The sequence below is a fragment of the Sunxiuqinia sp. genome (genome assembly GCF_055140945.1).
In genome coordinates this window covers 21,677-43,576 of the sequence record NZ_JBSQYS010000011.1, presented here as the reverse complement: position 1 = coordinate 43,576, position 21,900 = coordinate 21,677, and the positions used below count along the sequence as shown (strand labels likewise).

Annotated in this window: 20 protein-coding genes; 6 read left to right on the top strand and 14 right to left on the bottom strand. The window is 38.9% G+C overall.

Going from position 1 to position 21,900, the window contains the following annotated elements; all coding sequences use genetic code 11:
• Positions 1–56: 56 nt before the first annotated feature.
• Positions 57–563: a thioredoxin family protein gene (locus ACTB00_RS07080; RefSeq protein ID WP_463299213.1), complete on the bottom strand. Its 507-nt coding sequence runs from the start codon at positions 561–563 to the stop codon at positions 57–59.
• Between the two features lie 240 nt (positions 564–803).
• Here ACTB00_RS07080 and ACTB00_RS07075 point away from each other — a divergent pair, with 240 nt between their 5' ends.
• Positions 804–1,484, top strand: a complete 681-nt coding sequence (locus ACTB00_RS07075) for a NigD-like protein (RefSeq protein ID WP_463299212.1) — start codon at positions 804–806, stop codon at positions 1,482–1,484.
• 152 nt (positions 1,485–1,636) lie between these two features.
• The gene (gene dpp5, locus ACTB00_RS07070; RefSeq protein ID WP_463299211.1) at positions 1,637–3,727 is read left to right on the top strand and encodes a dipeptidyl-peptidase Dpp5; all 2,091 of its coding nucleotides are present in this window, start codon (positions 1,637–1,639) and stop codon (positions 3,725–3,727) included.
• A gap of 61 nt (positions 3,728–3,788) precedes the next feature.
• On the opposite strand, the gene ACTB00_RS07065 is transcribed toward dpp5, so the two are convergent.
• From ACTB00_RS07065 to mutY, 10 genes are all read right to left on the bottom strand, one after another.
• The gene (locus ACTB00_RS07065; RefSeq protein ID WP_463299210.1) at positions 3,789–5,066 is read right to left on the bottom strand and encodes a plastocyanin/azurin family copper-binding protein; all 1,278 of its coding nucleotides are present in this window, start codon (positions 5,064–5,066) and stop codon (positions 3,789–3,791) included.
• 277 nt (positions 5,067–5,343) lie between these two features.
• On the bottom strand, positions 5,344–7,065 hold the full coding sequence (locus tag ACTB00_RS07060; RefSeq protein ID WP_463299209.1) for an ATP-binding protein: 1,722 nt from the start codon (positions 7,063–7,065) through the stop codon (positions 5,344–5,346).
• A 250-nt stretch (positions 7,066–7,315) separates the two neighbouring features.
• The gene (locus ACTB00_RS07055) at positions 7,316–7,720 is read right to left on the bottom strand and encodes a DUF1801 domain-containing protein (protein WP_463299208.1); all 405 of its coding nucleotides are present in this window, start codon (positions 7,718–7,720) and stop codon (positions 7,316–7,318) included.
• A 26-nt stretch (positions 7,721–7,746) separates the two neighbouring features.
• A complete protein-coding gene (gene pgl / locus ACTB00_RS07050) occupies positions 7,747–8,475 on the bottom strand; it encodes a 6-phosphogluconolactonase (protein WP_463299207.1) in 729 nt (242 codons plus the stop codon).
• Between the two features lie 33 nt (positions 8,476–8,508).
• The gene (zwf, locus tag ACTB00_RS07045; protein WP_463299206.1) at positions 8,509–10,017 is read right to left on the bottom strand and encodes a glucose-6-phosphate dehydrogenase; all 1,509 of its coding nucleotides are present in this window, start codon (positions 10,015–10,017) and stop codon (positions 8,509–8,511) included.
• Positions 10,018–10,084: 67 nt separating this feature from the next.
• Positions 10,085–10,711 carry a 4'-phosphopantetheinyl transferase family protein gene (locus ACTB00_RS07040; protein WP_463299205.1) on the bottom strand — a complete coding sequence of 209 codons (627 nt, stop codon included), beginning with the start codon at positions 10,709–10,711 and terminating at the stop codon, positions 10,085–10,087.
• 3 nt (positions 10,712–10,714) lie between these two features.
• Entirely contained in the window at positions 10,715–11,278 is a 564-nt protein-coding gene (gldD, locus tag ACTB00_RS07035; RefSeq protein ID WP_463299204.1) for a gliding motility lipoprotein GldD, read from the bottom strand.
• 27 nt (positions 11,279–11,305) lie between these two features.
• Complete coding sequence (gene gldE / locus ACTB00_RS07030; RefSeq protein ID WP_463299203.1) at positions 11,306–12,625, bottom strand: gliding motility-associated protein GldE; 1,320 nt, start codon at positions 12,623–12,625, stop codon at positions 11,306–11,308.
• Positions 12,626–12,643: 18 nt separating this feature from the next.
• The gene (locus tag ACTB00_RS07025; RefSeq protein WP_463299202.1) at positions 12,644–13,090 is read right to left on the bottom strand and encodes a single-stranded DNA-binding protein; all 447 of its coding nucleotides are present in this window, start codon (positions 13,088–13,090) and stop codon (positions 12,644–12,646) included.
• A 129-nt stretch (positions 13,091–13,219) separates the two neighbouring features.
• Positions 13,220–14,281, bottom strand: coding sequence for an A/G-specific adenine glycosylase (gene mutY, locus ACTB00_RS07020; protein WP_463299201.1), 1,062 nt, complete (start codon positions 14,279–14,281; stop codon positions 13,220–13,222).
• Between the two features lie 131 nt (positions 14,282–14,412).
• Here mutY and ACTB00_RS07015 point away from each other — a divergent pair, with 131 nt between their 5' ends.
• The 4 genes from ACTB00_RS07015 to ACTB00_RS07000 all read left to right on the top strand — a co-directional run bounded on the left by ACTB00_RS07015 (position 14,413) and on the right by ACTB00_RS07000 (position 19,729).
• Positions 14,413–14,700 carry an HU family DNA-binding protein gene (locus ACTB00_RS07015; protein WP_159521808.1) on the top strand — a complete coding sequence of 96 codons (288 nt, stop codon included), beginning with the start codon at positions 14,413–14,415 and terminating at the stop codon, positions 14,698–14,700.
• Positions 14,701–14,929: 229 nt separating this feature from the next.
• Positions 14,930–16,480, top strand: a complete 1,551-nt coding sequence (locus ACTB00_RS07010) for an Rne/Rng family ribonuclease (RefSeq protein WP_463299200.1) — start codon at positions 14,930–14,932, stop codon at positions 16,478–16,480.
• A 64-nt stretch (positions 16,481–16,544) separates the two neighbouring features.
• Complete coding sequence (locus ACTB00_RS07005) at positions 16,545–17,591, top strand: response regulator transcription factor (RefSeq protein ID WP_463299199.1); 1,047 nt, start codon at positions 16,545–16,547, stop codon at positions 17,589–17,591.
• A gap of 125 nt (positions 17,592–17,716) precedes the next feature.
• Complete coding sequence (locus tag ACTB00_RS07000) at positions 17,717–19,729, top strand: protein-disulfide reductase DsbD family protein (protein ID WP_463299198.1); 2,013 nt, start codon at positions 17,717–17,719, stop codon at positions 19,727–19,729.
• Between the two features lie 68 nt (positions 19,730–19,797).
• Here the strand turns inward: ACTB00_RS07000 and ACTB00_RS06995 are convergent, their stop codons facing one another.
• The 3 genes from ACTB00_RS06995 to ACTB00_RS06985 are packed head-to-tail and all read right to left on the bottom strand — an operon-like array spanning position 19,798 to position 21,898.
• Positions 19,798–20,163: a putative zinc-binding protein gene (locus ACTB00_RS06995; protein ID WP_463299197.1), complete on the bottom strand. Its 366-nt coding sequence runs from the start codon at positions 20,161–20,163 to the stop codon at positions 19,798–19,800.
• A 14-nt stretch (positions 20,164–20,177) separates the two neighbouring features.
• The gene (locus tag ACTB00_RS06990) at positions 20,178–21,200 is read right to left on the bottom strand and encodes a permease (RefSeq protein ID WP_463299196.1); all 1,023 of its coding nucleotides are present in this window, start codon (positions 21,198–21,200) and stop codon (positions 20,178–20,180) included.
• On the bottom strand, positions 21,197–21,898 hold the full coding sequence (locus ACTB00_RS06985; RefSeq protein WP_463299195.1) for an aromatic aminobenezylarsenical efflux permease ArsG family transporter: 702 nt from the start codon (positions 21,896–21,898) through the stop codon (positions 21,197–21,199). The genes ACTB00_RS06990 and ACTB00_RS06985 overlap by 4 nt, the downstream gene beginning before the upstream one ends.
• Positions 21,899–21,900 lie beyond the last annotated feature (2 nt).

Genomic DNA, 21,900 nt, shown 5'->3' with positions numbered 1-21,900 from the left:
TAAGCAAAAAAAAAGCAACCCGGAGGCTGCTTTCATTAATATGTCGGTGTTGAATATTATTCTTCGGCAAGAAGATATTTATTAATGTTGTCTATAAACATTTTTTTCGTGTCTTCTTTTGTTCTTCCAATACCCGCCATCATGACAGGTTTTCCTTCTACCGGAATGTATAGAAAAGCAGGGATGCTTTTAATGCCAAATACTCCTGCCAGTTCCCGTTCCTTTTGAGTATCAATTTTATATACTTTTACTTTTCCGGCATATTCATTCGAAACCTCTTCCAGAATAGGCGATGCAATTTTACATGGACCACACCAATCTGCGTAAAAATCGATAATCACGGGTTTGTCACCCAGGAATTTCCATTCTTCGGGTGATTCTTCGTAGTTCCATACTTTCTTGACAAATTGGTCTTTCCCAATTAAACTTGTTCCACCATCATCGTTTTTCGATAGACTCGAAGCCTTTTCAACCCCTGTTTCTTTGTTGTTGTCACGGGTTTCTGTTGCACAACCGACTGTTGTAATTGCGGCTAATGCGACTATAACTAACAGCTTTTTCATTTTATTTCTATTTTTATTCATATATTTTCTATTATTTCATTAGACGTATATCGTTGTAATTTCTTATTTGACTCCATAACTAATGCAAATATATAGAAATGTGCATATCAATCATCATGCCATTCTAAATTTTATGAGTTTCATCAGATTCAAGTATTTTTTTTACATCTAACGCAACCAAAAGGTTCATGCATTTATCTAGTAACTGAACAATTAAATTTTGAAAAAGGAGAGGAAAAAATGAAAAAGCTTTTAAATTTTAGCTTAGTTGCCATTTTGGCACTTTTAGTGTTTGGTTGCGACATGAATGATGATGAGGGGTATTCTCTGGGAAACTTTTGGGTTGGATTTGGAATTATCGATGTTGATGGATCCGGCTACACAATTAAAATGGATGATGGAGAAGAGCTTTTCCCGGCAGATGGTTACTATCATTGGGACGAAGACGAGGACAGTACGCGTGTCTTGGTTAATTTCACGATCCTCGATGAGAAGTTGGTTGACGATGAGCATGAGGAGTATTATGTGCGGGTTAATTCAGTGCAAAAAATTCTATTTAAGGGTATTCTTGATATTACTGAGGAAACTGAAGATAGCATTGGAAATGATCCGGTACACGTGGAAGATGTTTGGGCTGCTAACAACATGCTAACTTTTGAGTTGGAATATTACGGAAGCGGCTTAACACACTACGTGAATCTGGTTAAGGAGCCCGGCGAATTTACTTCAGCTGACGAGCCAATTCAACTTGAATTGAGACACAATGACAATGATGATGAACCTGGTTATCAGATGTCGGCTTTTGTAACCTTCGATTTAAGTGCATTACAGTTAGTCGGTCAGGATTCAGTAACCTACAAAGTTACCGGTAAAGACTATGAAGGAGAAACCTACGAATACGAAGGAACTTATCGATATTGATGGGTGATTACGTCAATTGATTAAGATGATTGCATCCGTTTCTTTATGAAGCGGGTGCTTTTTTTTGAAAAAACGAGATTTGCATTAAGGAATCATTTTATTATTCTTTTCAAAAGTGTATTTTCCCCACCCACTGAAAAATCTATATATCCATGAAGAAAATTGTTACTTTGCCTGTTCTGACAGTATTATTTTATCTTGGAATAAATCAAAATTCGATGGCAGAAGAAAAGAAAACATATGTGCCGGAAACACCGGAGTTGAAATCAGATGTGATGACACCGGAGGTTTTGTGGTCGTTTGGTCGTGTTGGAAACCCGGAGTTGTCGCCAGATGGGCAGACTGTTTTATTCGATATTACTTATTATCAGATTGAGGAAAATAAGTCATACCGTGAGTTGTATACGATTCCTGTTGCAGGTGGCGAACTACAGCAACTCACCAATACTGCATTAAAAGAATCAGGTGCTCGGTGGCGACCTGATGGCAAAAAGATTGGTTATTTGTATGCTGAAAATGATGAAACACAACTTTGGGAGATGAATCCCGATGGTTCGGAGCCAAAGCAAATTAGCCAAATTGAAGGAGGAATCTCCGGTTTTAAGTATGCACCCGATCAAACGCATATTTTTTATGCAAAGGCTGTGAAGCTGGATGAAGACATTCACGACATGTTTCCGGACCTCCCAAAAGCTGATGCCCGGTTGGAGGACGATTTGATGTACAGACATTGGGACCGATGGCACGATTATACTTACAATCACATATTTGTTGCAGAGTATGGGGCGGGCGAAATAACCAAAGGAACTGATATTTTGGAGGGCGAAAAATTTGATAGTCCCGATAAGCCATTTGATGGTTTAGACCAAGTGGTTTGGAGTCCTGATGGTAAAAAGATCGTTTATTCGTGCAAAAAGCTAACGGGCAAAGCTTATTCTCTTTCAACCAATACCGATTTGTACCAATACGATTTGAAAACTGGCGAAACCAGGAATTTAACCGAGGAGAATAAAGGATACGACAAAAGCCCTGTTTTTTCGCCTGATGGAACAAAATTGGCATGGACCAGCATGGAACGCGATGGATATGAGTCGGATCAAACCCGTTTGTTTGTGATGGATCTGGCGACTGGGGAAAAGATCAATTATTCAAAAGGATGGGAACAAAATGCCACTCATTTGAGTTGGGCAGATGATGGGGAAACTATTTTTTTCATCAGCGATATTCATGCCACCGATGAAATTTATCAATTAACATTAACGGATGGAAAAATTACTCGACTAACGGATGGTGTGCACAATTACCAGTCGGTTGTTGAAACTCCAACTGGTCGATTGCTGGCGGCAAAAGTATCCATGTCGCAGCCAGCAGAATTGTATCTGGTTGACCCGAATAATGGGAAAGATGAGCCGTTAACATCAGTCAACGAAGGTTTGCTCAATCAACTGGAAATGGGCAAAGTGGAAGAACGTTGGATAAAAACGGTTGATGATAAAGATATGTTGGTTTGGGTGATCTACCCGCCTCATTTCGATCCGAATAAAAAGTACCCGGCCATTCTGTATTGCCAGGGAGGACCGCAGGGAACTGTTAGCCAGTTTTGGTCGTACCGATGGAATTTTCAGATGATGGCGGCCAATGGATATATTGTTGTTGCACCAAACCGTCGTGGCTTACCCGGGTTTGGCATGGAATGGCTGGAGCAAATCAGCAAAGACTATGGCGGCTTGAATATTCAGGATTATTTTTCCGCAATCGATCATGTTGCCAAGGAGCCTTTTGTTGATGAAGATCGCTTAGGGGCTGTTGGAGCGAGCTATGGCGGTTTTTCTGTTAATTATCTGGCCGGTCATCATGAAGGACGATTTAAGGCCTTTATTTCACATTGTGGTATTTTCAATTTTGATCAGATGTATGTGACCACCGAAGAAATGTGGTTTGAAAATTGGGATATTGGCGGTCCATACTGGGATAAAGAGAATAAAGCGGCGCAACGATCCTATTCATTTTCACCACACTTATTCATCGAAAAATGGGATACTCCGATTTTAGTTATTCACGGAGCGAAAGATTTTCGTATTCCTTACACGCAAGGTATGGGAGCTTTTAATGCTGCCGTATTAAGAGATATTCCCGCTCAGTTTCTTTATTTTCCGGACGAAAGTCATTGGGTGAGTAGTGCTCAAAATGGTATCCTATGGCAACGCGTGTTTAAGCAATGGTTAGATAAATGGTTGAAGTAAAAGCTAAGTTAACAGCATAAAACAACAAGAGCCGCGAATTACGCAGCTCTTGTTGTTTTTTCTATTTTTTGATGAATTTTCGAACTAGTGTTGCTGATTCTGTTTCAACCTTAAACAGGTAAAGTCCGGGTTTAAGATGTTGAACATGATAGCCAATTCGGTTCGACTGCATACCAACCAGAGATGCCTGAATTTTAGTTCCTAATGAATTGTATAGACTGATGTTGCCTTCATCTATTTTGAATCTGTTTGATGTCAGATAGACATATTCAGAACTTGGATTTGGATAGACAACTAAATCGCTGTCTTCGTATCTTAAATCATCTGCAGATGTGGCAATTGAGATGTCGGTGAAGTTTGTATTGTGACTAAAAACTACCGTTGTATCTCCTTGAACATCGTTAAGTTCCATTCTCCATGCGTGATCGGTGGGCGGAGAATTGTACCCTCCATTACCATTGTGGTCAGCAAAGAAATCAAGTTCATACGATTTTCCAACTTCGAGTTTATACGATGACAGAGAAAATTCAACAGGTATGTCCGTAACCTCAATGGTGTCGATGTATGTTCCGGCTTGTACATCCAGCAAGTACAGGGTTAACATTTGTCCTACATGCGGAGTCATTCCAGTGAAATTGACAGTCAATTTGTTCATCCACTTGATATCGGTAAAGTTGGTGTTGTGAGCAAAATCGAGTGGTTCGTCACCGTCGACATCATTGAGTTCCATTCGCCAGGCGTGGTCTGTAGGCGGCGCATCGTATGCTCCATTGCCACTATGATCAGAGAAGAAATCAACGAAGTAAGACTCATCATTTTCAATTCCCAATATTTCCACCGAAAAACTTTCAGATACGGTTTCACTGGTTCTTGCTAATTCATTCCCGGTTGTTTTATTCACAACCGCAAGTTTGAGTTCCTGTCCCACATGAGGAGTCATTCCGGTAAAATTCACCGTCAGTTTGTTTGTGGGTTGCTGAATTTCTTCTACGATAATTTTTCCAGTCATTCCTAAAGCCAGATGGGGATCACACTGATAATCGTAATTGCCGGCAATTGTAAACACGTGCGAATAGATCCATCCGGTTCCTACATCATTTCCAAAAGATTCAGGATTGGACGAATAGCTGGATTGTTTTCCATTTACATTGTGAGAGCCTTGAGTATTTGTCCAGACAACAGTGTCCCCAACGTCAATTGTTAAACTAGTGGGAGTAAATACGTTGCTTGTAACTTCAATATCGTGCCGGGTTTGAGCATAGGTGCCAACCGTCAGAAGAAGAAAAAAAAGAGTTAGTGCATTTCTAAGGTACTTTTCAGAAGTAAATAATGTTTTCATAAGCATTAATTTTAAATTCGTGTAATGATCTCTACTTACTTATTGATACGGAGCAAAAGTTGCAAGTGCTGCCTTGTAGGATAAAAAAATATCTTTTATTCCTTTAATGCGTGATTTTGATAATCTTTTCAGAGAATCAGGGGTCTGCGATCTTTCTTTTTAAGATTAACACATTGGGTGAGTCCAATAAAATTTTATTGTTGAGGATTATTTCCGGTAGATTCGCAATGCTTGTTGGGGGACGAAATGAAAATGAGCCCGAAAAATACAGAGGTTCCTATTGGTGGCTTAGTTCGTTCGCTGTTTCGGCTTTTACTGCAGAAATAACTTCTACCGGGATGCTGAGAGTAAACGTACTTCCTTTTCCTTGAATCGACTGAACTGATAATTCGCCACCCATGATATTGGTAATCCTTTTGGATATGGCTAGTCCAACACCAATTCCACTATAAGCGCGCGTTGAGTTGTCATCTCCTTGTCTGAAAAAATCGAAAATCAATTTTTGTTGGTGATGAGGAATTCCGATTCCGGTGTCTTTTATTTTCAAAAGCAATGTGTTATTACTGATATTAGCATGATACTCAATTTGTCCTGAACGCGTAAATTTGACGGCATTTTTGATCAGGTTAACAATGACTTGGTTGATTTTATTATTGTCGGCTATAAATTTTTGATTGACAAGATTTGGGGTCGGTTTGTAGACAAGTTCTATTTGATTTTCCTTATTCGACGATCGAACCAGTTCTTCTAAAAGAGTTTTATGTTGAAGGAACATTTCCATTCCTTTGAAGCTCTCTTTTCTTACCTTCACAAACGAACTGTCGGCTAATGCGAGGTTCAATATATCTTCAATAATTTGTAGAAGGTGGTTTCCACTCCTGTGAATTTTATCAGCAAAATTACTGATCTCATTTGGTGGAATCTTATTCATTCGCATTAACTCACTAAAACCAAGAATATGATGAAGAGGTGTACGAAGTTCGTGATTGATTGTAGCTAGAAACGCCGACTTTATTTTATTGCTCTCTTCTGCTTTCTCTTTTGCTTCAATAAGAACCTTTTGACTAGCGTTTGCATTTAATCCATTTGCAATTGTATGTGCAATCGTTTTCAATAAATGAATATCAGCTTCAGGCCATTCTCTGCTTTTCGAAATAGAGTCAAAGCCGATAAAACCCAGTAAAACTTCTCTATAATGAATGGGAACAGCGAGTAAGGAGGTAATTGATTGGCTTAATAAAATATCCTTTTCAGCAGCAGCATATTTAGGTAATCTTTTAACTTGCTTAATGTTAATATGCTTCAGCTTATTTAATTTTTTCATCCACCAGGGGAATGCCAAAGTAGGGATGTTCTGTAGGTTCTTTAATTCAGAAGAAATGCCTTTATTACACCACTCATGCGTGTTGTTCATAATGGAGTTATGATTTTCGAATTGAAAAACATAACAACGGTCAACATCCAGGAATTCACCAATTTTTTTTATTGCTTTATTAATGTGTTTATCTAGATCTTTTGGCTGAAATCCAACAAAGTCAGCTGAAATAGTTGAGACTATTTTTTCAATTTGCAATCTATAATCCAGGGTGTTTTTTGATTGGTATAGTTCTGAAATGTCAGTCAACGTGCCACTGACCTCTGTCGGGCTACCATCAGAGTTGTATCCGGAGACACCTCCATTGACTTGTGCCCAAATCCATGATCCGTTTTTATGCTTTAGTCTTGCCCGAAATGCAAAATGTTTTTTTGATGCTTGGGGAAGACCATTGAGATCAGCAATTAAAGTCTCTTGATCGTCAGGATGACAAATGCTTGTCCATAAATCGCCATTGTATGGAGCCAGTTCTTTACAACTGTATCCAATTGTTTTGGCGTAAGCTTCATTTATAATAAGTTCGTTGGAGTCAATAGACCAATGCCAAATACCAATCTGGGCAGCTTCAAAAGCATTTTTGATTATGCTAGTTTGTGAGATTTGTATTTTCTGGTTTTGTTCCAAATACTTAAGATTGACAGCTAGCGTTAATAATCAAATGTTTGAATTTATTCTTTCTGATACTAAAATTACGATTTATTGTTGCTTTTGACTGGTTGAAGAGCAAAATCTTATTCACAATGATATTAACAATCAGAATGTTGGCTACTTTTTAATCTGGGTACATATTGCGTGGGTAGGTGTGATCGTCTGACTGTTAGGTTTTTATCCGTGTTTGGTCTTTCGCGAGTGTTGATTGATGGAGATGGCAATTTTACTTTCTGAATTGATGATTGTCAATTTCGTGAGCTTCAAATAGGTATGTTTTTACGATGTCTAATTCAATTTCGTCAACAGAAAAGAAGTGTTTCGCGCGCACTTTTTTCCGACTATTACTTTCAAGGTAGTTCAGTTCATCATTTAGTAAGCTGCCTTTTGAAAAACCGAGCACAACAGCATCTTTTTCAACATTGCCCCACGGTATTGATGATGGCCAGATAAAACAAATATTGGAACGGCAGGAATAAAACGGTACATTATAGGCCAACTTTTCTTTGCAACTCGGAATACAATCGAATATGATTTGTCGCAAAGCTTCAACCACTCTTAACTCATGCTCAGGCAAAAAGTCAAGAAACTCATCAATCGACTTAAATTTAAATGGCTGAATTTTATTCATTGTCCCAAAGCGTTCTCAATATTAAATTACGAGATTTCTGAGGCAGCCGGATTGTCAAGGAAGAAGATTATTTGTCCTTGTTTTGGTTCGATGTGATAGCTTGGCAACTTATTCGCGCTTTTCAGATTGTTCATAATCGCCGAAAGTGGTTTTGCTTTTGCTTTTCCCGATATTAAGAAATAAATGCGGTTGGCATTATTAATTACATTTCCGGTAAGGCTCACTCGTTTCTGCCCGCTCTCGGGGTGTGTGGCCACTTCACAAATTTTGTCCGATGTAAGTAATTCCATCTCATGCGGAAAAATAGACGCTGTGTGTCCGTCATCACCCATGCCAAGTATGATCAGATCAAAAACAGGCCAATCCTCCCGTTCGTTGAGGTTTGATTGAATTTGAAGGATGTAATCGGCTGCGGCTTCCTCCGGTGGTAATTCTCCTTTCACCCGATGGATGTTGTCCGCATCAATATTGATTTTTGAAAGCAGAAATTCTTGAGTCATCCCAAAATTACTGTCTTCGTGGGTGGGCGAAACGCAGCGCTCGTCGCCCCACCAAAAGTGAATTCTCTCCCACGGAATTTTGTCAGCATATTGATTGGCCAAAACTTTAAAGAGTAATTTCGGTGTGCTACCTCCCGAAAGAGCAATGTCAAGTCGTTGTTTGCTGCTTCTAGTCATTTGGAAAAGCTCAAATGCGAAGGCTTCTGCAAGATCCTGTGCGTTCGGGAAAATCTTTACTTCTTTGTTTTCATTCATGGTCGAGAGAATTAGGCGTTATTTTTTTGAAAACTACAATTCACAATAGGTGCCGTCGTTCGAAAGGTTTTTGCACGGATATCGCCATTGTGACCCTTTCACCAATTGGTCGGCAACATCTGGCCCCCATGTACCTGCCGGATATCCGTAAACCGGAATGTCTTTGTTGTTTTCCCAGGCATTCATTATCGGTTGAACGTATTCCCATGCTTTTTCAACAGCATCGCCGCGTGAGTATAGTGTGGCATCGCCTTGCATACAATCGAGTAGTAACCGTTCGTAAGCCGAAGGCAAGCGTACGTCGGCCAAATCATCATAATGGAAATCCATATTGACGGTTTGAACCCGAAAACCTGCTCCAGGAACTTTCATGCCAAATTTCAGCAAGATACCTTCGTCAGGTTGAATGCGGATAACCAGCTGGTTCGCCTGCTGTTCTGAGTCGTGTTCGCTACCAAATAAATGGTGCGGTGTTTTTTTGAAATGAATGACGACTTCCGTTACACGAGTGGGGAGTTTTTTTCCGGTACGGATGTAAAACGGAACCCCGGCCCAACGCCAATTATCAATGAAAAACTTCATTGCCATAAAGGTTTCAGTTCGGCTTTCAGGATCTACTCCTTCTTCCTGCCGATACCCCTTAACTAGTTTTCCTTTAACGTGCGATTCAATATATTGTCCGCGAATTACGTGTTTCTCAACTTCGTCTTCTTTAATCGGTCGCAGGGATTGAAAGACTTTCAGAACCTCATTTCGAATGGCATCTGCTTCAACGACTACGGGGGGCTCCATAGCGACCATTCCCACCAACTGAAGTAAGTGGTTTTGCACCATGTCGCGCATTGCGCCGGAGTGGTCGTAATAACCTCCACGGTTTTCCACTCCCAGGCTTTCGGCTGAGGTAATTTCGACATGATGAATGAAGTTGTGATTCCAGATTGGTTCAAAAATGCCATTTGAAAAACGTGTTACCAATAAGTTCTGAACAGATTCTTTCCCGAGATAATGATCGATACGATAGATTTGATCCTCAGCAAAATAGTTTAACAGATTTTTATTAAGCTCTTTTGCCGATTCCAGGTCTGTTCCAAAGGGCTTCTCAACAATCAGGCGACGAAATCCGTCGGCAGAACTGTTCAGCTCCACGCTTGCCAGATTTTGTGGTATAATTTCGTAAAGCGATGGTGGTGTGGACAGGTAAAAAATAAAATTTTCGGGGATACCCTTTTCTTTGGCAATGGTAAAAAGCCGATCTCTTAGAACCGGGTAATCGTATGATTCGCCTGTTGATATTGCTTGATAGTGAAGTCGATTGAGGAACTTTTTTAAAAGCTTTTCATCGTCTTTTTCAGATAAAAACTCCATCATTCGTTCCCGGAAATCATCATCGGATAATTCGGTTCGGCTAACGCCAAGCACGGCGAAATCGTCCGGAAGTAGATCTTGTTTTTCCAGTTCCATTAAAGCGGGGATTAACTTACGCTTAGTTAAATCTCCCGAAGCTCCAAAAATAACGAGTATATGTGATTCTGCTTGTTTCATTGCATTATTGTTTTTGTCAGGCATAACAAGTTTGAGCCCTTGAAGTTCTATTGTTTATCGATATTTTTCAACCTTTATTATTCGCAAGCAAGTAAACAACAAGTTGATTTTTATATTCGAAATAGCTGATTTCGTAAGTTTTTGCCAGCTCAGGTGTCAGTAGTTTTGCAGTTAGTTTGTTCTGCTGATTTAATTCGAGTAGAATTTGGGTTGAAAAACTGATGCCCGGGATTCCGGCAGTTTTGTAGACTGCTTCTTTGGCGCACCAAAACAAGGCATAGTTTTTAGCTGTTTTTTGAGCCAGTTCAATTTCTTTGGGTGAAAGGTATTTGCGCTCAATACTTTTAAAATTTCGGTCAAGGCTTTCAAGGTCAAGTCCTACTTCTTGATTGGGATGGATAAGAATACCGGCAAGTTGGCTGGAGTGACTAATGCTGATTTTTTTAAATTTTGGATGATGTAATTGAGGCTGGCCTGCTTGATTGTAAAAATGATTTAAGTCAGTGCACCCAAGGTGTTTTAGCATCATTTTTACCGCGAGCCATTCTTTCTGTCGCTTTTCGTTTCTTAGTTGTTTAAAGGTGTCGTCATCGACTAAATGTGGAAATTGATTTTTAAACCACTCTAAGTCTTCGGTCAACTCCCAAAGAAGCAGTAAGCCTTTGTCGATATGTTTTTCCAGAATTAGGGGCATCGGCTATTTCCACTTTGTCGTTTCAATCAATCGAATAATATCAGGACGAAAAAATTCAATAACCGGACGAAGTGAATCTATGTTAGGGACTTCCCTAAAATAGAGCGCCCCACGCAAGAAGTGTTTTGTACTGTCGGTTAAAAAAAACTGAATGGGAGAGGCGGCATTGCCCTCAATATTATAGATTGTTCCATAAACATTCTCCTTTGGATTTATGTAGATGCGTTCACTAATTGCATCCGCTTTTATCGAATGATCGTAAGCAAGTTTGCGACTTTCTTCAATGTGTTTGAGTAGGTTGTGGTCAAGCTCGTCGTAACTGATATGGATGTCTGCTTTATTTTCAGGAGTGCTTATTGTGACCCACTTCGGAGTAGCACCTGATTCGTTTACTCGTCGGGTAATCGAATAGCTGGGAATATCGAAAGAATAGGGAAGGTCTTTCTCTAGTTTCTTGTATGATTTTTTCGGAAAATCAATCCGAAAGTAACCGCGAGGTTTTGGTGTGTATTCTTTTTGACAACCAATTAGCAGTAAAATAGAAACGATAAAGAATATACGGTACATGCTACGCGCTCTTTTTTTTGTGCAAAGTTAATTTATTTCAACTTTGATTTTTTTGATCCGACGATTATCAACCGATTCAATTAAGAAAACAAAATTTTTGCAAGTGATCTTTTCGTGTACAATCGGTATTTCACCTCTCAATTCAAGGATTAATCCGGCCAGAGTATCAGCGTCTCCCTTATAGTTATCAAAAGTGTGGTCGTCGGTTCCTGTAATTTTAAAAAAGTCGTGCAGCAGTATTTTGCCATCAAAAAGATACTTGTTGTCGGCAATTTTTGTGAAATAGTTTTCTTCTTCATCAAATTCATCCGCTATTTCGCCAACTATTTCTTCCAAAATATCTTCGAGGGTTACAATGCCCGAACTACCACCGTACTCATCAACCACAATGGCCATGTGTACTTTGTTTTTTTGAAACTCCTCCAGAAGATCATCAATTTTTTTGGTCTCAGGCACATAAAAAGGAGGACGAATAATGGTTTGCCACTTGAAGTTTTCTTTTTTATTGATGTGGGGCAGCAGGTCTTTAATGTAGAGAATTCCTTTAATATTGTCGAATGAACCGGAGTAGACGGGAATACGCGAATAGCCCGAGTCATTGATCAGGTTAATTACTTTTGAATAGGAATCTTTCAGTTCCAATGCTTCAACATCAACTCTGGAACGCATAATTTCAACAACATTTTTATTGCCAAACTTAACAATGCCTTCTAGTATTTCTTTGTCTTCAGCATGGTCATGTTCAAGAGTTAGTTCCAGAGCCTGAGAAAGTTCGTCAACAGAAATGTTTTGACTTTGCCTCTGAAAGTGTTTATTGACAAACTTTGTTGAATGAATAAGAATTGAATTGATTGGACGAAAAATCCGTTCAAGCACATCTAGTGGAATAGCCATTAAGCGGGCAAAGCTCAGCGTGTTACTTGATGCGTATACTTTTGGAATAATTTCTCCAAAAAGTAGTAGCACAAAAGTAATAACGACAACCTGAAAGACGAACCCCAGTGTTGGTGCTGATGAAAAGTCAAAGATTTTTTCAGTTGTATAAGCAGACAAGATTACGATCCCAATGTTAACAAAATTGTTGGCTACTAAGATCGTAGCCAACAATTTTTCAGGGTTGTCTAAATGCTCTAATATCGTATCATTGTGCTTGCTTTTAAATGCTTTTATTTTTACTCTGTCTTGCGGACTTAACGAGAAATAGGCTACCTCAGATCCTGAAATCAAAGCTGATGATAAAAGCAATAATAAAATTAAAACAAGGCTAAATATGACAGCAGGCGTCAAGGGATATGTCTGAAAATCCCAATTGATTGCTGAGAGTATCGGTAAAGGGTCTGTTTCCAATTAATTTATTTTAAGTTTTTAAAATGGTAAATCGTCCTCTTCGTTCGGACTAAAATCAGGTTCGTTAACACTGTTTCCTTTGTCGTTTTGTGCGGACGAAGACTGGTTTTGGTTGTCATTGCCTCCTTGTTGATTACGAGGGCCACCCAACATTTCCATGTTGTCGCCATAAATTTCTGTTGTATAGCGCTTGTTTCCTTCTTTATCTTCCCACGAGCGAGTACGTATACGCCCTTCAATATAAAGGCGGTCTCCTTTTTTTACGTATTGTTCGACCACTTTTGCCAAGCCTCTCCAGATAACGATATTGTGCCATTCGGTTGATGTTACTTTTTCACCATTTTTAGCGGTGTAACTTTCAGAGGTAGCAAGTGGGAAGTTTGCGACAGCCACATCCTTGTCCAGATATCTAACTTCAGGATCGCGACCTACATTTCCTACTAAAATAACTTTGTTTACTGACATAATTACGGTTTTTAAAATTAAACAATAATAAATTTACAAAAATTCTTCCTCTGAAAGAGAATCTTTTTAAAAAATTTCATGAACGCTACGTTTTTCTGGATGAAGTGTAACGTATTCACCATGAACGCATCAATGCCAATCGTATTTTTCCAGTTCTTTTTCAATTGGCTTGGGAACTGCAAAGTTAAAAATATCTTTTTTATTCACCTTAATCAAACCAGAAGGGATATTTTTTTTATCTGTTATTTGTAGGTATATAAAGCGGTAGTATATATGTTGATGACTAAGTACCTGCTTTTTCCAGCTACTTTCGTTATTGACGAGAAAATGTGAAGCTACGGGAAAGTACTTTTGCTCATTTTCTAGTAACTGATCAAGTTCCGTTTTTTCTTTCGTTTCAGTCAGCGGGAATTCGTACAAGTTCCTCCAAACGTCATTTTCTGTTCGTTTTTTCAGAAAGGTGTATTTGCCGTGATCAATAACCAAATAATTAAAATAGCGATTTCTGATTTTAACCTTTCCTTTTTTCACAGGAAGTTTTTCGATCGTATCATTATTAAATGCGACGCACATATTATTAATAGGGCAGTTTTCGCAATTTGGTTTTTTAGGGCTGCATTGAAGAGCGCCGAATTCCATTAAGGCCTGGTTGAAATTTCCAGGCTGGTTGTGGTCCAGGAGTTGGTTGGCTAATAGCGAAAATTCTTTCTTGCCCTGACTGCTGTCGATCGGAGTTTCGATTCCAAAAACTCGTGATAATACCCGGTATACATTGCCGTCAACGGTTGCATATGGTAAATTGAAAGCGATGGAAGCAATTGCGGCTGCAGTATAGTCGCCCACTCCTTTTAAATTAAGCAGCTTTTTATGGTCGCCTGGAAATTGACTGTTGTATTCGTTCACAATAGCTTTTGCAGCAACGTGCATGTTTCTGGCTCTCGAATAATAGCCCAATCCTTGCCATAATTTTAAAATATCATCTTCAGGGGCTGATGCGAAATCATCGACTGTTGGAAATTTTTCTACAAACCGCATGAAATAGGCTAATCCCTGATCAATTCGAGTTTGTTGTAAAATTATCTCAGATAGCCATATCGTATAGGGGTCGGTCGTTTCACGCCATGGAAGATCTCTTTTGTTTTCCTCGTACCATTTCAGAAATTGAGCCCTTAAATTGCCAATTTTTCTCATAACTGCTTTAAAATCTTTATAGATTGCAAAAATAAATCATTTCAGGTGTTTATAGTTTTTAAATAATTTTTATTTTTGCAGACCAATTAGCGGGAATTATATAATTTATTGAAAACTAAATATTTTAAGAGATGACTAAAGCAGATATTGTTAATGAAATTAGCAAGAACACGGGAATCGAAAAAGTGACTGTTCAAAAAACTGTTGAGGCTTTTATGGAAACAGTAAAAGACTCACTTACTGACGGTAAAAATGTTTATCTTCGTGGTTTCGGTAGTTTTATCGTAAAAAAGAGAGCTGAGAAAACAGCACGAAATATTTCAAAGAATACAACAATTATTATTCCTGAGCACTTCATTCCGGCATTTAAACCAGCCAAAACGTTTGTTGCTCAAGTTAAAGACGAAGTAAAAAAATAAAGTTATGCCAAGCGGAAAAAAAAGAAAAAGACATAAGATGGCTACGCACAAGCGTAAGAAAAGATTGCGTAAAAACAGACACAAGAAAAAGAAATAGTCTGACGCCTTTTTTTAGCAGTAGCTATTAAGAGAAATTAATGATTAAACCTAAAGTGCAAAAGTGCTTTAGGTTTAATCCGTTTATTAACTAGCTAAAAAGATAAATTATTATTAAAATCAAAATAACGTTGTGAGTAGCGATCTAATTATTGATGTCTCTCCCTCAGAAGTCGTTATTGCCTTATTAGAAAATAAACGCCTAGTTGAACTTACCAGGGAAAAAAGCGGAGCAAAATTTGCAGTTGGCGACATTTATTTAGCCAAAGTGAAAAAAATTATGCCGAGCTTGAACGCTGCATTCATCGACGTTGGTTATGAAAAGGATGCATTTTTGCATTATCTCGACATGGGACCCCAATTTTCAACTTTAAATAAGTTTATGAAAATTGCCAGTTCCAAAAAGAACCGTATTTCTTCATTATCTAAAATTCATTCCTTGCCCGATATCAATAAAGAGGGCAAAGTAACAGAAGTATTGAAAACAGGCCAGAATATTTTGGTTCAGATTGCCAAAGAACCAATTTCTACTAAAGGGCCTCGATTGACTTCAGAGCTTTCAATAGCTGGACGAAATTTAGTGTTGATGCCTTTTAGCGACAAAGTTAGTGTTTCGCAAAAGATTAGCTCAACCGAAGAAAAAAACCGGCTGAAAAAATTAATTCAAAGTATTAAGCCGAAGAAATATGGTGTGATTGTTCGAACTGTTGCCGAAGGAAAACGGGTAGCAGAACTAGACCAGGAATTGAAAAGACTGGTTGCTAAATTTGAAACTACTTTCCAGAAACTTAAAAAAGCTACCGCCCCAGCTTTAGTAGTCGGAGAGATCGATCGAACAACAGCATTATTACGAGATATTTATAACCCAACGTTTAACAGCATCATTGTTAACGATACAGCTGTTTCTGATGACGTTGCAGATTATATTGCAACGATTGCTCCTGAAAAAAAGAAAATGGTTAAAACCTACACCGGTGGACAACCCATTTTTGAACATTTTGGGGTCGATAAGCAAATTAAAGCGTCATTTGGTAAAACGGTTTCGTTTAAAAACGGAGCTTACCTGATTATTGAACATACAGAGGCTTTTCACGTGATTGACGTTAACAGCGGCAATCGGTCAAAAGCCGGAGTGGATCAGGAAACCAATGCGATGGAAGTTAACCTGGCAGCAGCTGAGGAAATAGCAAGACAGTTGAGGTTAAGAGACATGGGAGGTATCATTGTTATCGATTTTATCGATATGCATGAATCAGGAAACCGCCAAAGGGTTTTCGAACGTATGAAAGAGGCGATGGGAGTCGACCGTACCAAGCACAACATACTTCCGTTAAGTAAGTTTTGTTTGATGCAGATCACTCGCCAACGGGTAAGACCCGAAGAACATGTGGACACAGCTGAAGTATGTCCATCATGCAAAGGCACTGGAAAAATTACGCCTAGTATTCTCTTTACCGATGAATTAAGTAGCAAAGTCAACTACATTTTTAAAGACTTAAATAAAAAGAGTTTGACCTTGAAAGTTCATCCGTATGTAGCAGCATTTCTGACTAAAGGAATTCATTCCATTAAAAGGAAGTGGGCTTTTAAATATTTCAAAAGAATCAATGTTGAATCGGTTAATGCCTACAGCTTTTTGGAATATCATTTTTATGACGATAATTTAGAAGAAATTATTCTTTAATATTGAAATCCCGGACTTTGTTCGGGATTTCTTATTTTTAGGGCTAAATTAATTGGGTCATTCTATGTCGAGGTATTTATACATACTGTTGTTTTTATTCTTGTCATCGTTTGTTGGAGCATACGAAATTTCAGGAAAACTGCATCTGTCAAATGATTGGCAGCCTCGGGTTTATCTGGCCTCAATCAATGCGCCGGAAAACTTGTTTGTCGCTTCACCGGAGTTTATTATTAATGAAGCACTGATTGACGCGGATGGCCAGTTTTTATTGACCGGAAATGATTTGCCTGAAGAACCCCGGTTTTATCGTATTTACATTGTTCGGAATAATCTTTTTGCCGTTGAGTTTATTACCGGGTCGGTGCGTAATTTTGCGCACTTGTTGTTGAATAATTCTTCGATAGTAGAGATAGAGAGTTCTGACAATAAATCTGTTTTTGATTCTTTGATTATAAGAGGGGCAAAGATAAACTCCAAAATGAGTCAGTTTGAGAAAAGCTATTTTGAGAAACAGCAACATCTGAATTCAATAAACACCATTGCAAAGCGCGATTTTCAATCGCAAAGTCTTAACAGGTATATTCAAAATTTTGTAGACAGCTGCGAAAGTTCCTTGGTCGCTTTGTTTGCGATATATCATATTGTTGATCCTAAAACTGACTTTTTGAGAAACAGCCAGTTTTATTTCAATTTCCAGGATCGGTTGAAATTGGATTTTCCGTCGCATATTTATACTTACGCTTATGACGATATGCTAACAAACCTGGTTGGTTACCGTGATCTGGTTTGCGAAATTCCACGAATTACAAAGCCTTGGCGCGACTGGATTATCGCAGGCGAGGGATTGGTGATCCTGTTGTTAGTATGGTGGATTTTTAGAATACGTCGATCTCTTAATAAAAAGGAAGTGATTGATTATCGCTCTGTACTTACCGACAAGGAATTTAAAATTTGGGAACGTTTAGCATCCGGAAAAAGCAATAAAGAAATAGCAAGCGAACTGTTTATTGAATTGAGCACGGTAAAAACCCATATTAATAGCTTATACCGCAGGTTAAATGTTGCTAATCGCAAAGAGGCTATTAAGCTCTATAGCGACTGGCAAAACTAATATTCCTGGGGGTCTAGTCCCTATTTCAATCCAATTGCCTCCGGGTTGAAACCTTAAATAATAAGTCATTTCCCAATTTGCATGCTTATATTTGTATTGAACAAATAAATACAAATTCAAACGCAATGAAGCAACTTAGTTTAATCATCACCTTCCTGATTATCTCCTTCACATCATTTAGTCAGATACTGGAACCTGTAAAATGGTCTTTCGATTCAAAACAAGATGGAGATCAGGTTCAGCTAATTTTTAAAGCAACCATAGAAGAAAGTTGGCATTTATACGATACTTACCTGGCGGAAGGAGGTCCTGTCGCAACTTCAATTAATTATGAAGATACGACCCAGTTTGCGTTTGTAGGTGATTTGCAGAAAACACCAGAACCCACTGAACAGTTTGATGAAACATTTCAGATGGTTTTACGATACTTTAGTCACCAAGCAGAGTTTGTCCAAAATGTGAAATTGAAGACAGATGAACCGGTTACCATAAACGGCTATGTTGAGTTTATGTGCTGTGATGACGAAACATGCCTGCCTCCAACAGAAGTTGATTTTTCATTTACGTTCAATAATTCAAAAGAGCAGTCGGTCGGAGAGAGTAAAATAAATGTTGAATCGAATACAACTAAAATATTAACAGATAAAGGGCAAGAGGGTTCCACGGAGACACTTTGGTTATTTTTCTTCTTTTCGCTTTTAGCAGGGTTTGCAGCGATTCTAACTCCTTGCGTTTTCCCGATGATACCGATGACGGTGTCGTTCTTCATGCACAGTGGAAAATCAAAATTGAAGTCCAGACTACATGCTGCCTTTTATGGATTCTCGATTATTGCAATCTATACGATTGTCGGTACTCTTGTAGCCGTAGTGTTTGGACCGGATGCAGCCAATTGGTTGAGTACCCACTGGTTACCTAATACCTTATTCTTCATTATTTTTGTTGTTTTTGCCTTTTCCTTTTTTGGTATGTTCGAAATAACTTTACCAAGTTGGTTGGTTAATCGGTCAGATAAACAGGTAGATAGAGGTGGGTTTTTGGGATCTTTTTTTATGGCGCTGACCTTAGTTTTGGTTTCCTTCTCCTGTACCGGACCCATTGTTGGAGCTATTTTGGTTGAGTCGGCTGGGGGAGCAGTATTGAAGCCGATTGTAGGAATGTTTGGGTTTGCATTAGCCTTTGCTTTGCCATTTACCTTATTTGCTTTATTCCCGGGATGGTTAAATAATTTGCCGAAATCAGGTGGTTGGTTAAATTCGGTGAAGGTGGTTCTTGGATTTCTGGAGCTGGCACTTGGTCTTAAATTCTTAAGCATTGCCGATCAGACCTATCATTGGGGAATATTGGATCGTGAAGTTTATCTGGCACTTTGGATTGTCATTTTCATTTTAATGGGCTTTTATTTATTAGGTAAATTGAAGTTTTCGCACGATAGTGATGTGAAATTTGTTTCGGTACCTCGGCTGATGATGGCAATTATAACTTTTTCGTTTGTGGTTTATTTAATTCCCGGAATGTTTGGAGCACCATTGAAGGCGATTTCCGGTTACTTGCCACCACAAACAACCCACGATTTTGACTTGCATAAAATTATTCGCGATGAGGTTAAATTGGTTGGTGCTACGGGGGGTACAATTGGTTTTCATGAAGGAAATGAGCAGTGTGAAGATCCTAAATTTGCGGAGTTTCTACATTTACCACATGGGCTCGACGGTTATTTTGACTACGAGCAGGGAATGGCTTGTGCAAAGGCTTTAAATAAACCCGTATTCATTGATTTTACAGGGCATGGTTGTGTAAACTGTCGCGAGATGGAAGCTAATGTTTGGTCTGATCCACGCGTGTTGGAAAGATTAAAAAATGAGTTTGTGATTATTGCTTTGTATGTAGACGATAAAAGTAAATTACCTGAAAGTGAGTGGGTGACTTCAACCTACGACGGAAAAGTAAAGAAGACTTTAGGTAAGAAATATGCAGATTTTCAAATTACACGATTTGGTGTAAATGCTCAACCGTACTATGTACTTTTAGATAATAACGGAGACTTGTTGGTTGATCCAAAGGCCTACGACTTGAATCCGGATAATTTTATCGACTTTTTGGATCGAGGGATGGAAGAATTTAAAGAAAGAAACTAGATTTTGCTATTGTATATTAAAGTAGCGGTTCGGCGAAAACTGAACCGCTACTTTTTTTTCGTTTCATTTTAGTTGTTCATCATTCTACAATAAACTTCTTCTACATGGTGTGGATTGGCTGGCGTTTCTCCTTTCACATAGCCAAAATCAGTAAGTCGCACGTGAGTGTATTTGTCCAGATTATTTTTTTCCATCGTGAGCTTTCCGCAATCAAGCGGGCAGCCATCAATGATCAGCATATCTGAGTCCTTTATCGAGTTAATCATGTTTTCAATACCGGCACCAACAAAAGCCAGGCATTTCATTTGCCGATCGCCATTTTGATGCATCTTGCGGGCTACCAAGTCAGAGATTTGTCCCAGATCAGCTGCGCCGGAACAGGCAAATACTGTTTTAGATGTGTGTTCATCACATGAACAAGTTTTCTTTTTCATGATTTTTTTTTATTTTAAGTGAATATCAGGTAGTTGAACGTAAAGCCAATTAGTATAATTCCGGAAGCGACTACAAGCACAAAGACTGCGATCAGTTGCCATCTTAGTACTTTTTTCAGAATGATTACTTCAGGGAGAGAGAGTCCGATTACAGACATCATAAAGGCTAGAGCAGTGCCCAGTGATACACCTTTTTCAATTAGCACACTTACAATTGGAATAATGCCAGCCGCATTGGAGTATAGCGGAATGCCAACCAAGATAGCAAGTGGAATAGAATACCAATTTTGATTACCAAGTGCCGAGGATAGAAAATCGTTGGGGACAAAACCATGTGCTCCTGCACCAATCGCTATACCAATCAAAATGTAAATCCAGATTTTTCCAATAATTTCTTTTACCGAATCCCAACCCGCTTGAATTCGTTGTTGAAAAGTGAGGTTTGCGTTTTCTTCTTCCAGTTGGGTTGCTTTTACCTGGTAAACCCACTCAGCCACGTATTTTTGGAGGTGGAGTTTTTCAATGATGAACCCAGCCATAATCGCGATCAGCAAGCCTGAGACAACATATATGACAGCTACTTTCCAGCCAAACAGACCAATAAGCAACACCAAGGCTACTTCGTTGATCAGCGGAGCCGCAATCAGAAATGAAAAAGTAACTCCAATAGGTATTCCTGCTTCAACAAAACCCAGGAATAGCGGAATAGCCGAACAGGAACAAAACGGTGTAACAATTCCTAAAAGAGAAGCCATTACATTGCCCGTGAATAGCGATTTGCCTTCCAGTACCTTTCGTGTTTTCTCGGCCGAAAAGTAGCTTCGGATGATGCCGATAATAAAAATGATCAATATCAACAGCAGGATCACCTTGGGTACTTCGAACAAGAAAAAGTTGACTGCCTGTGTCAAATGAGCTTCCGGATTCATATGAAAAACGTCATGAGTAATCAGGTCAGCAAACCATTGCATATTTACGTATATCAATATCCAAATCGGAAGGCCGAGAAGTAAGAGGTATGTTCTTTTGTTTTTCATGAAAACCAAATAATGATGATGTAATAAATGCCAATACCGATGAACAGGGTGGCAACGACTCGACGGAACCAAATTTCAATTACCTTGAGGTGATTGTATATGGAGCCAACTTTTGCAATGGCAAAAGCGATTAGCCAGGCAAATACTATCACGGGCAGGGCTGTTGCAATCGCAAATATTACTGGAAGAATCAAGCCGGAGGCCGATTGAATTGTCATAGGAATTAGCATTCCAAAGTAAAGAACACCACTGTATGGACAGAAAGCCAAAGCAAACAAAACACCAACCAGGAAAACATCCCAAAAGCTGTGTTTTTCTTTAGCTTCAAATTTTTGACTGAGCTTATTGAATCCCGGAAAATTCAATTTAATTATTCCAAGCATGACCAACCCAATCAGTACCAAAAGTGGCCCTAAGATGCGTTCGCCGTATTGTTGAAAAATTCTCGAGAACTTCAGTTGATCGGCACCCAAAAAAAGGATAAAAGCCAGACTTGTATACGAAAAAGCTCTTCCCAATGTGTATACCAACCCGCTGATAAATACCCGTTTCCTGTCGCTAACATCTTTGCCTAAGAAGCCAATTGCGGTTATGTTTGTGGCCATCGGGCAGGGGCTAATAGCCGTCATCAAACCCAGAATTAAGGCTGACAATGCGGCATAATTGGTATTTTCAAGTATGCTTTGTAAAAGCTCCATGT

What these genes read in the sequence shown, in the direction of transcription:
- ACTB00_RS07080 (WP_463299213.1), bottom strand. Translation starts at nt 563, where the DNA reads ATGAAAAAGCTGTTAGTTATAGTCGCATTAGCCGCAATTACAACAGTC.
- ACTB00_RS07075 (WP_463299212.1), top strand. Translation starts at nt 804, where the DNA reads ATGAAAAAGCTTTTAAATTTTAGCTTAGTTGCCATTTTGGCACTTTTA.
- dpp5 (WP_463299211.1), top strand. Translation starts at nt 1,637, where the DNA reads ATGAAGAAAATTGTTACTTTGCCTGTTCTGACAGTATTATTTTATCTT.
- ACTB00_RS07065 (WP_463299210.1), bottom strand. Translation starts at nt 5,066, where the DNA reads ATGAAAACATTATTTACTTCTGAAAAGTACCTTAGAAATGCACTAACT.
- ACTB00_RS07055 (WP_463299208.1), bottom strand. Translation starts at nt 7,720, where the DNA reads ATGAATAAAATTCAGCCATTTAAATTTAAGTCGATTGATGAGTTTCTT.
- pgl (WP_463299207.1), bottom strand. Translation starts at nt 8,475, where the DNA reads ATGAATGAAAACAAAGAAGTAAAGATTTTCCCGAACGCACAGGATCTT.
- zwf (WP_463299206.1), bottom strand. Translation starts at nt 10,017, where the DNA reads ATGAAACAAGCAGAATCACATATACTCGTTATTTTTGGAGCTTCGGGA.
- ACTB00_RS07040 (WP_463299205.1), bottom strand. Translation starts at nt 10,711, where the DNA reads ATGCCCCTAATTCTGGAAAAACATATCGACAAAGGCTTACTGCTTCTT.
- gldD (WP_463299204.1), bottom strand. Translation starts at nt 11,278, where the DNA reads ATGTACCGTATATTCTTTATCGTTTCTATTTTACTGCTAATTGGTTGT.
- ACTB00_RS07025 (WP_463299202.1), bottom strand. Translation starts at nt 13,090, where the DNA reads ATGTCAGTAAACAAAGTTATTTTAGTAGGAAATGTAGGTCGCGATCCT.
- mutY (WP_463299201.1), bottom strand. Translation starts at nt 14,281, where the DNA reads ATGAGAAAAATTGGCAATTTAAGGGCTCAATTTCTGAAATGGTACGAG.
- ACTB00_RS07015 (WP_159521808.1), top strand. Translation starts at nt 14,413, where the DNA reads ATGACTAAAGCAGATATTGTTAATGAAATTAGCAAGAACACGGGAATC.
- ACTB00_RS07005 (WP_463299199.1), top strand. Translation starts at nt 16,545, where the DNA reads ATGTCGAGGTATTTATACATACTGTTGTTTTTATTCTTGTCATCGTTT.
- ACTB00_RS07000 (WP_463299198.1), top strand. Translation starts at nt 17,717, where the DNA reads ATGAAGCAACTTAGTTTAATCATCACCTTCCTGATTATCTCCTTCACA.
- ACTB00_RS06995 (WP_463299197.1), bottom strand. Translation starts at nt 20,163, where the DNA reads ATGAAAAAGAAAACTTGTTCATGTGATGAACACACATCTAAAACAGTA.
- ACTB00_RS06990 (WP_463299196.1), bottom strand. Translation starts at nt 21,200, where the DNA reads ATGAAAAACAAAAGAACATACCTCTTACTTCTCGGCCTTCCGATTTGG.
- ACTB00_RS06985 (WP_463299195.1), bottom strand. Translation starts at nt 21,898, where the DNA reads ATGGAGCTTTTACAAAGCATACTTGAAAATACCAATTATGCCGCATTG.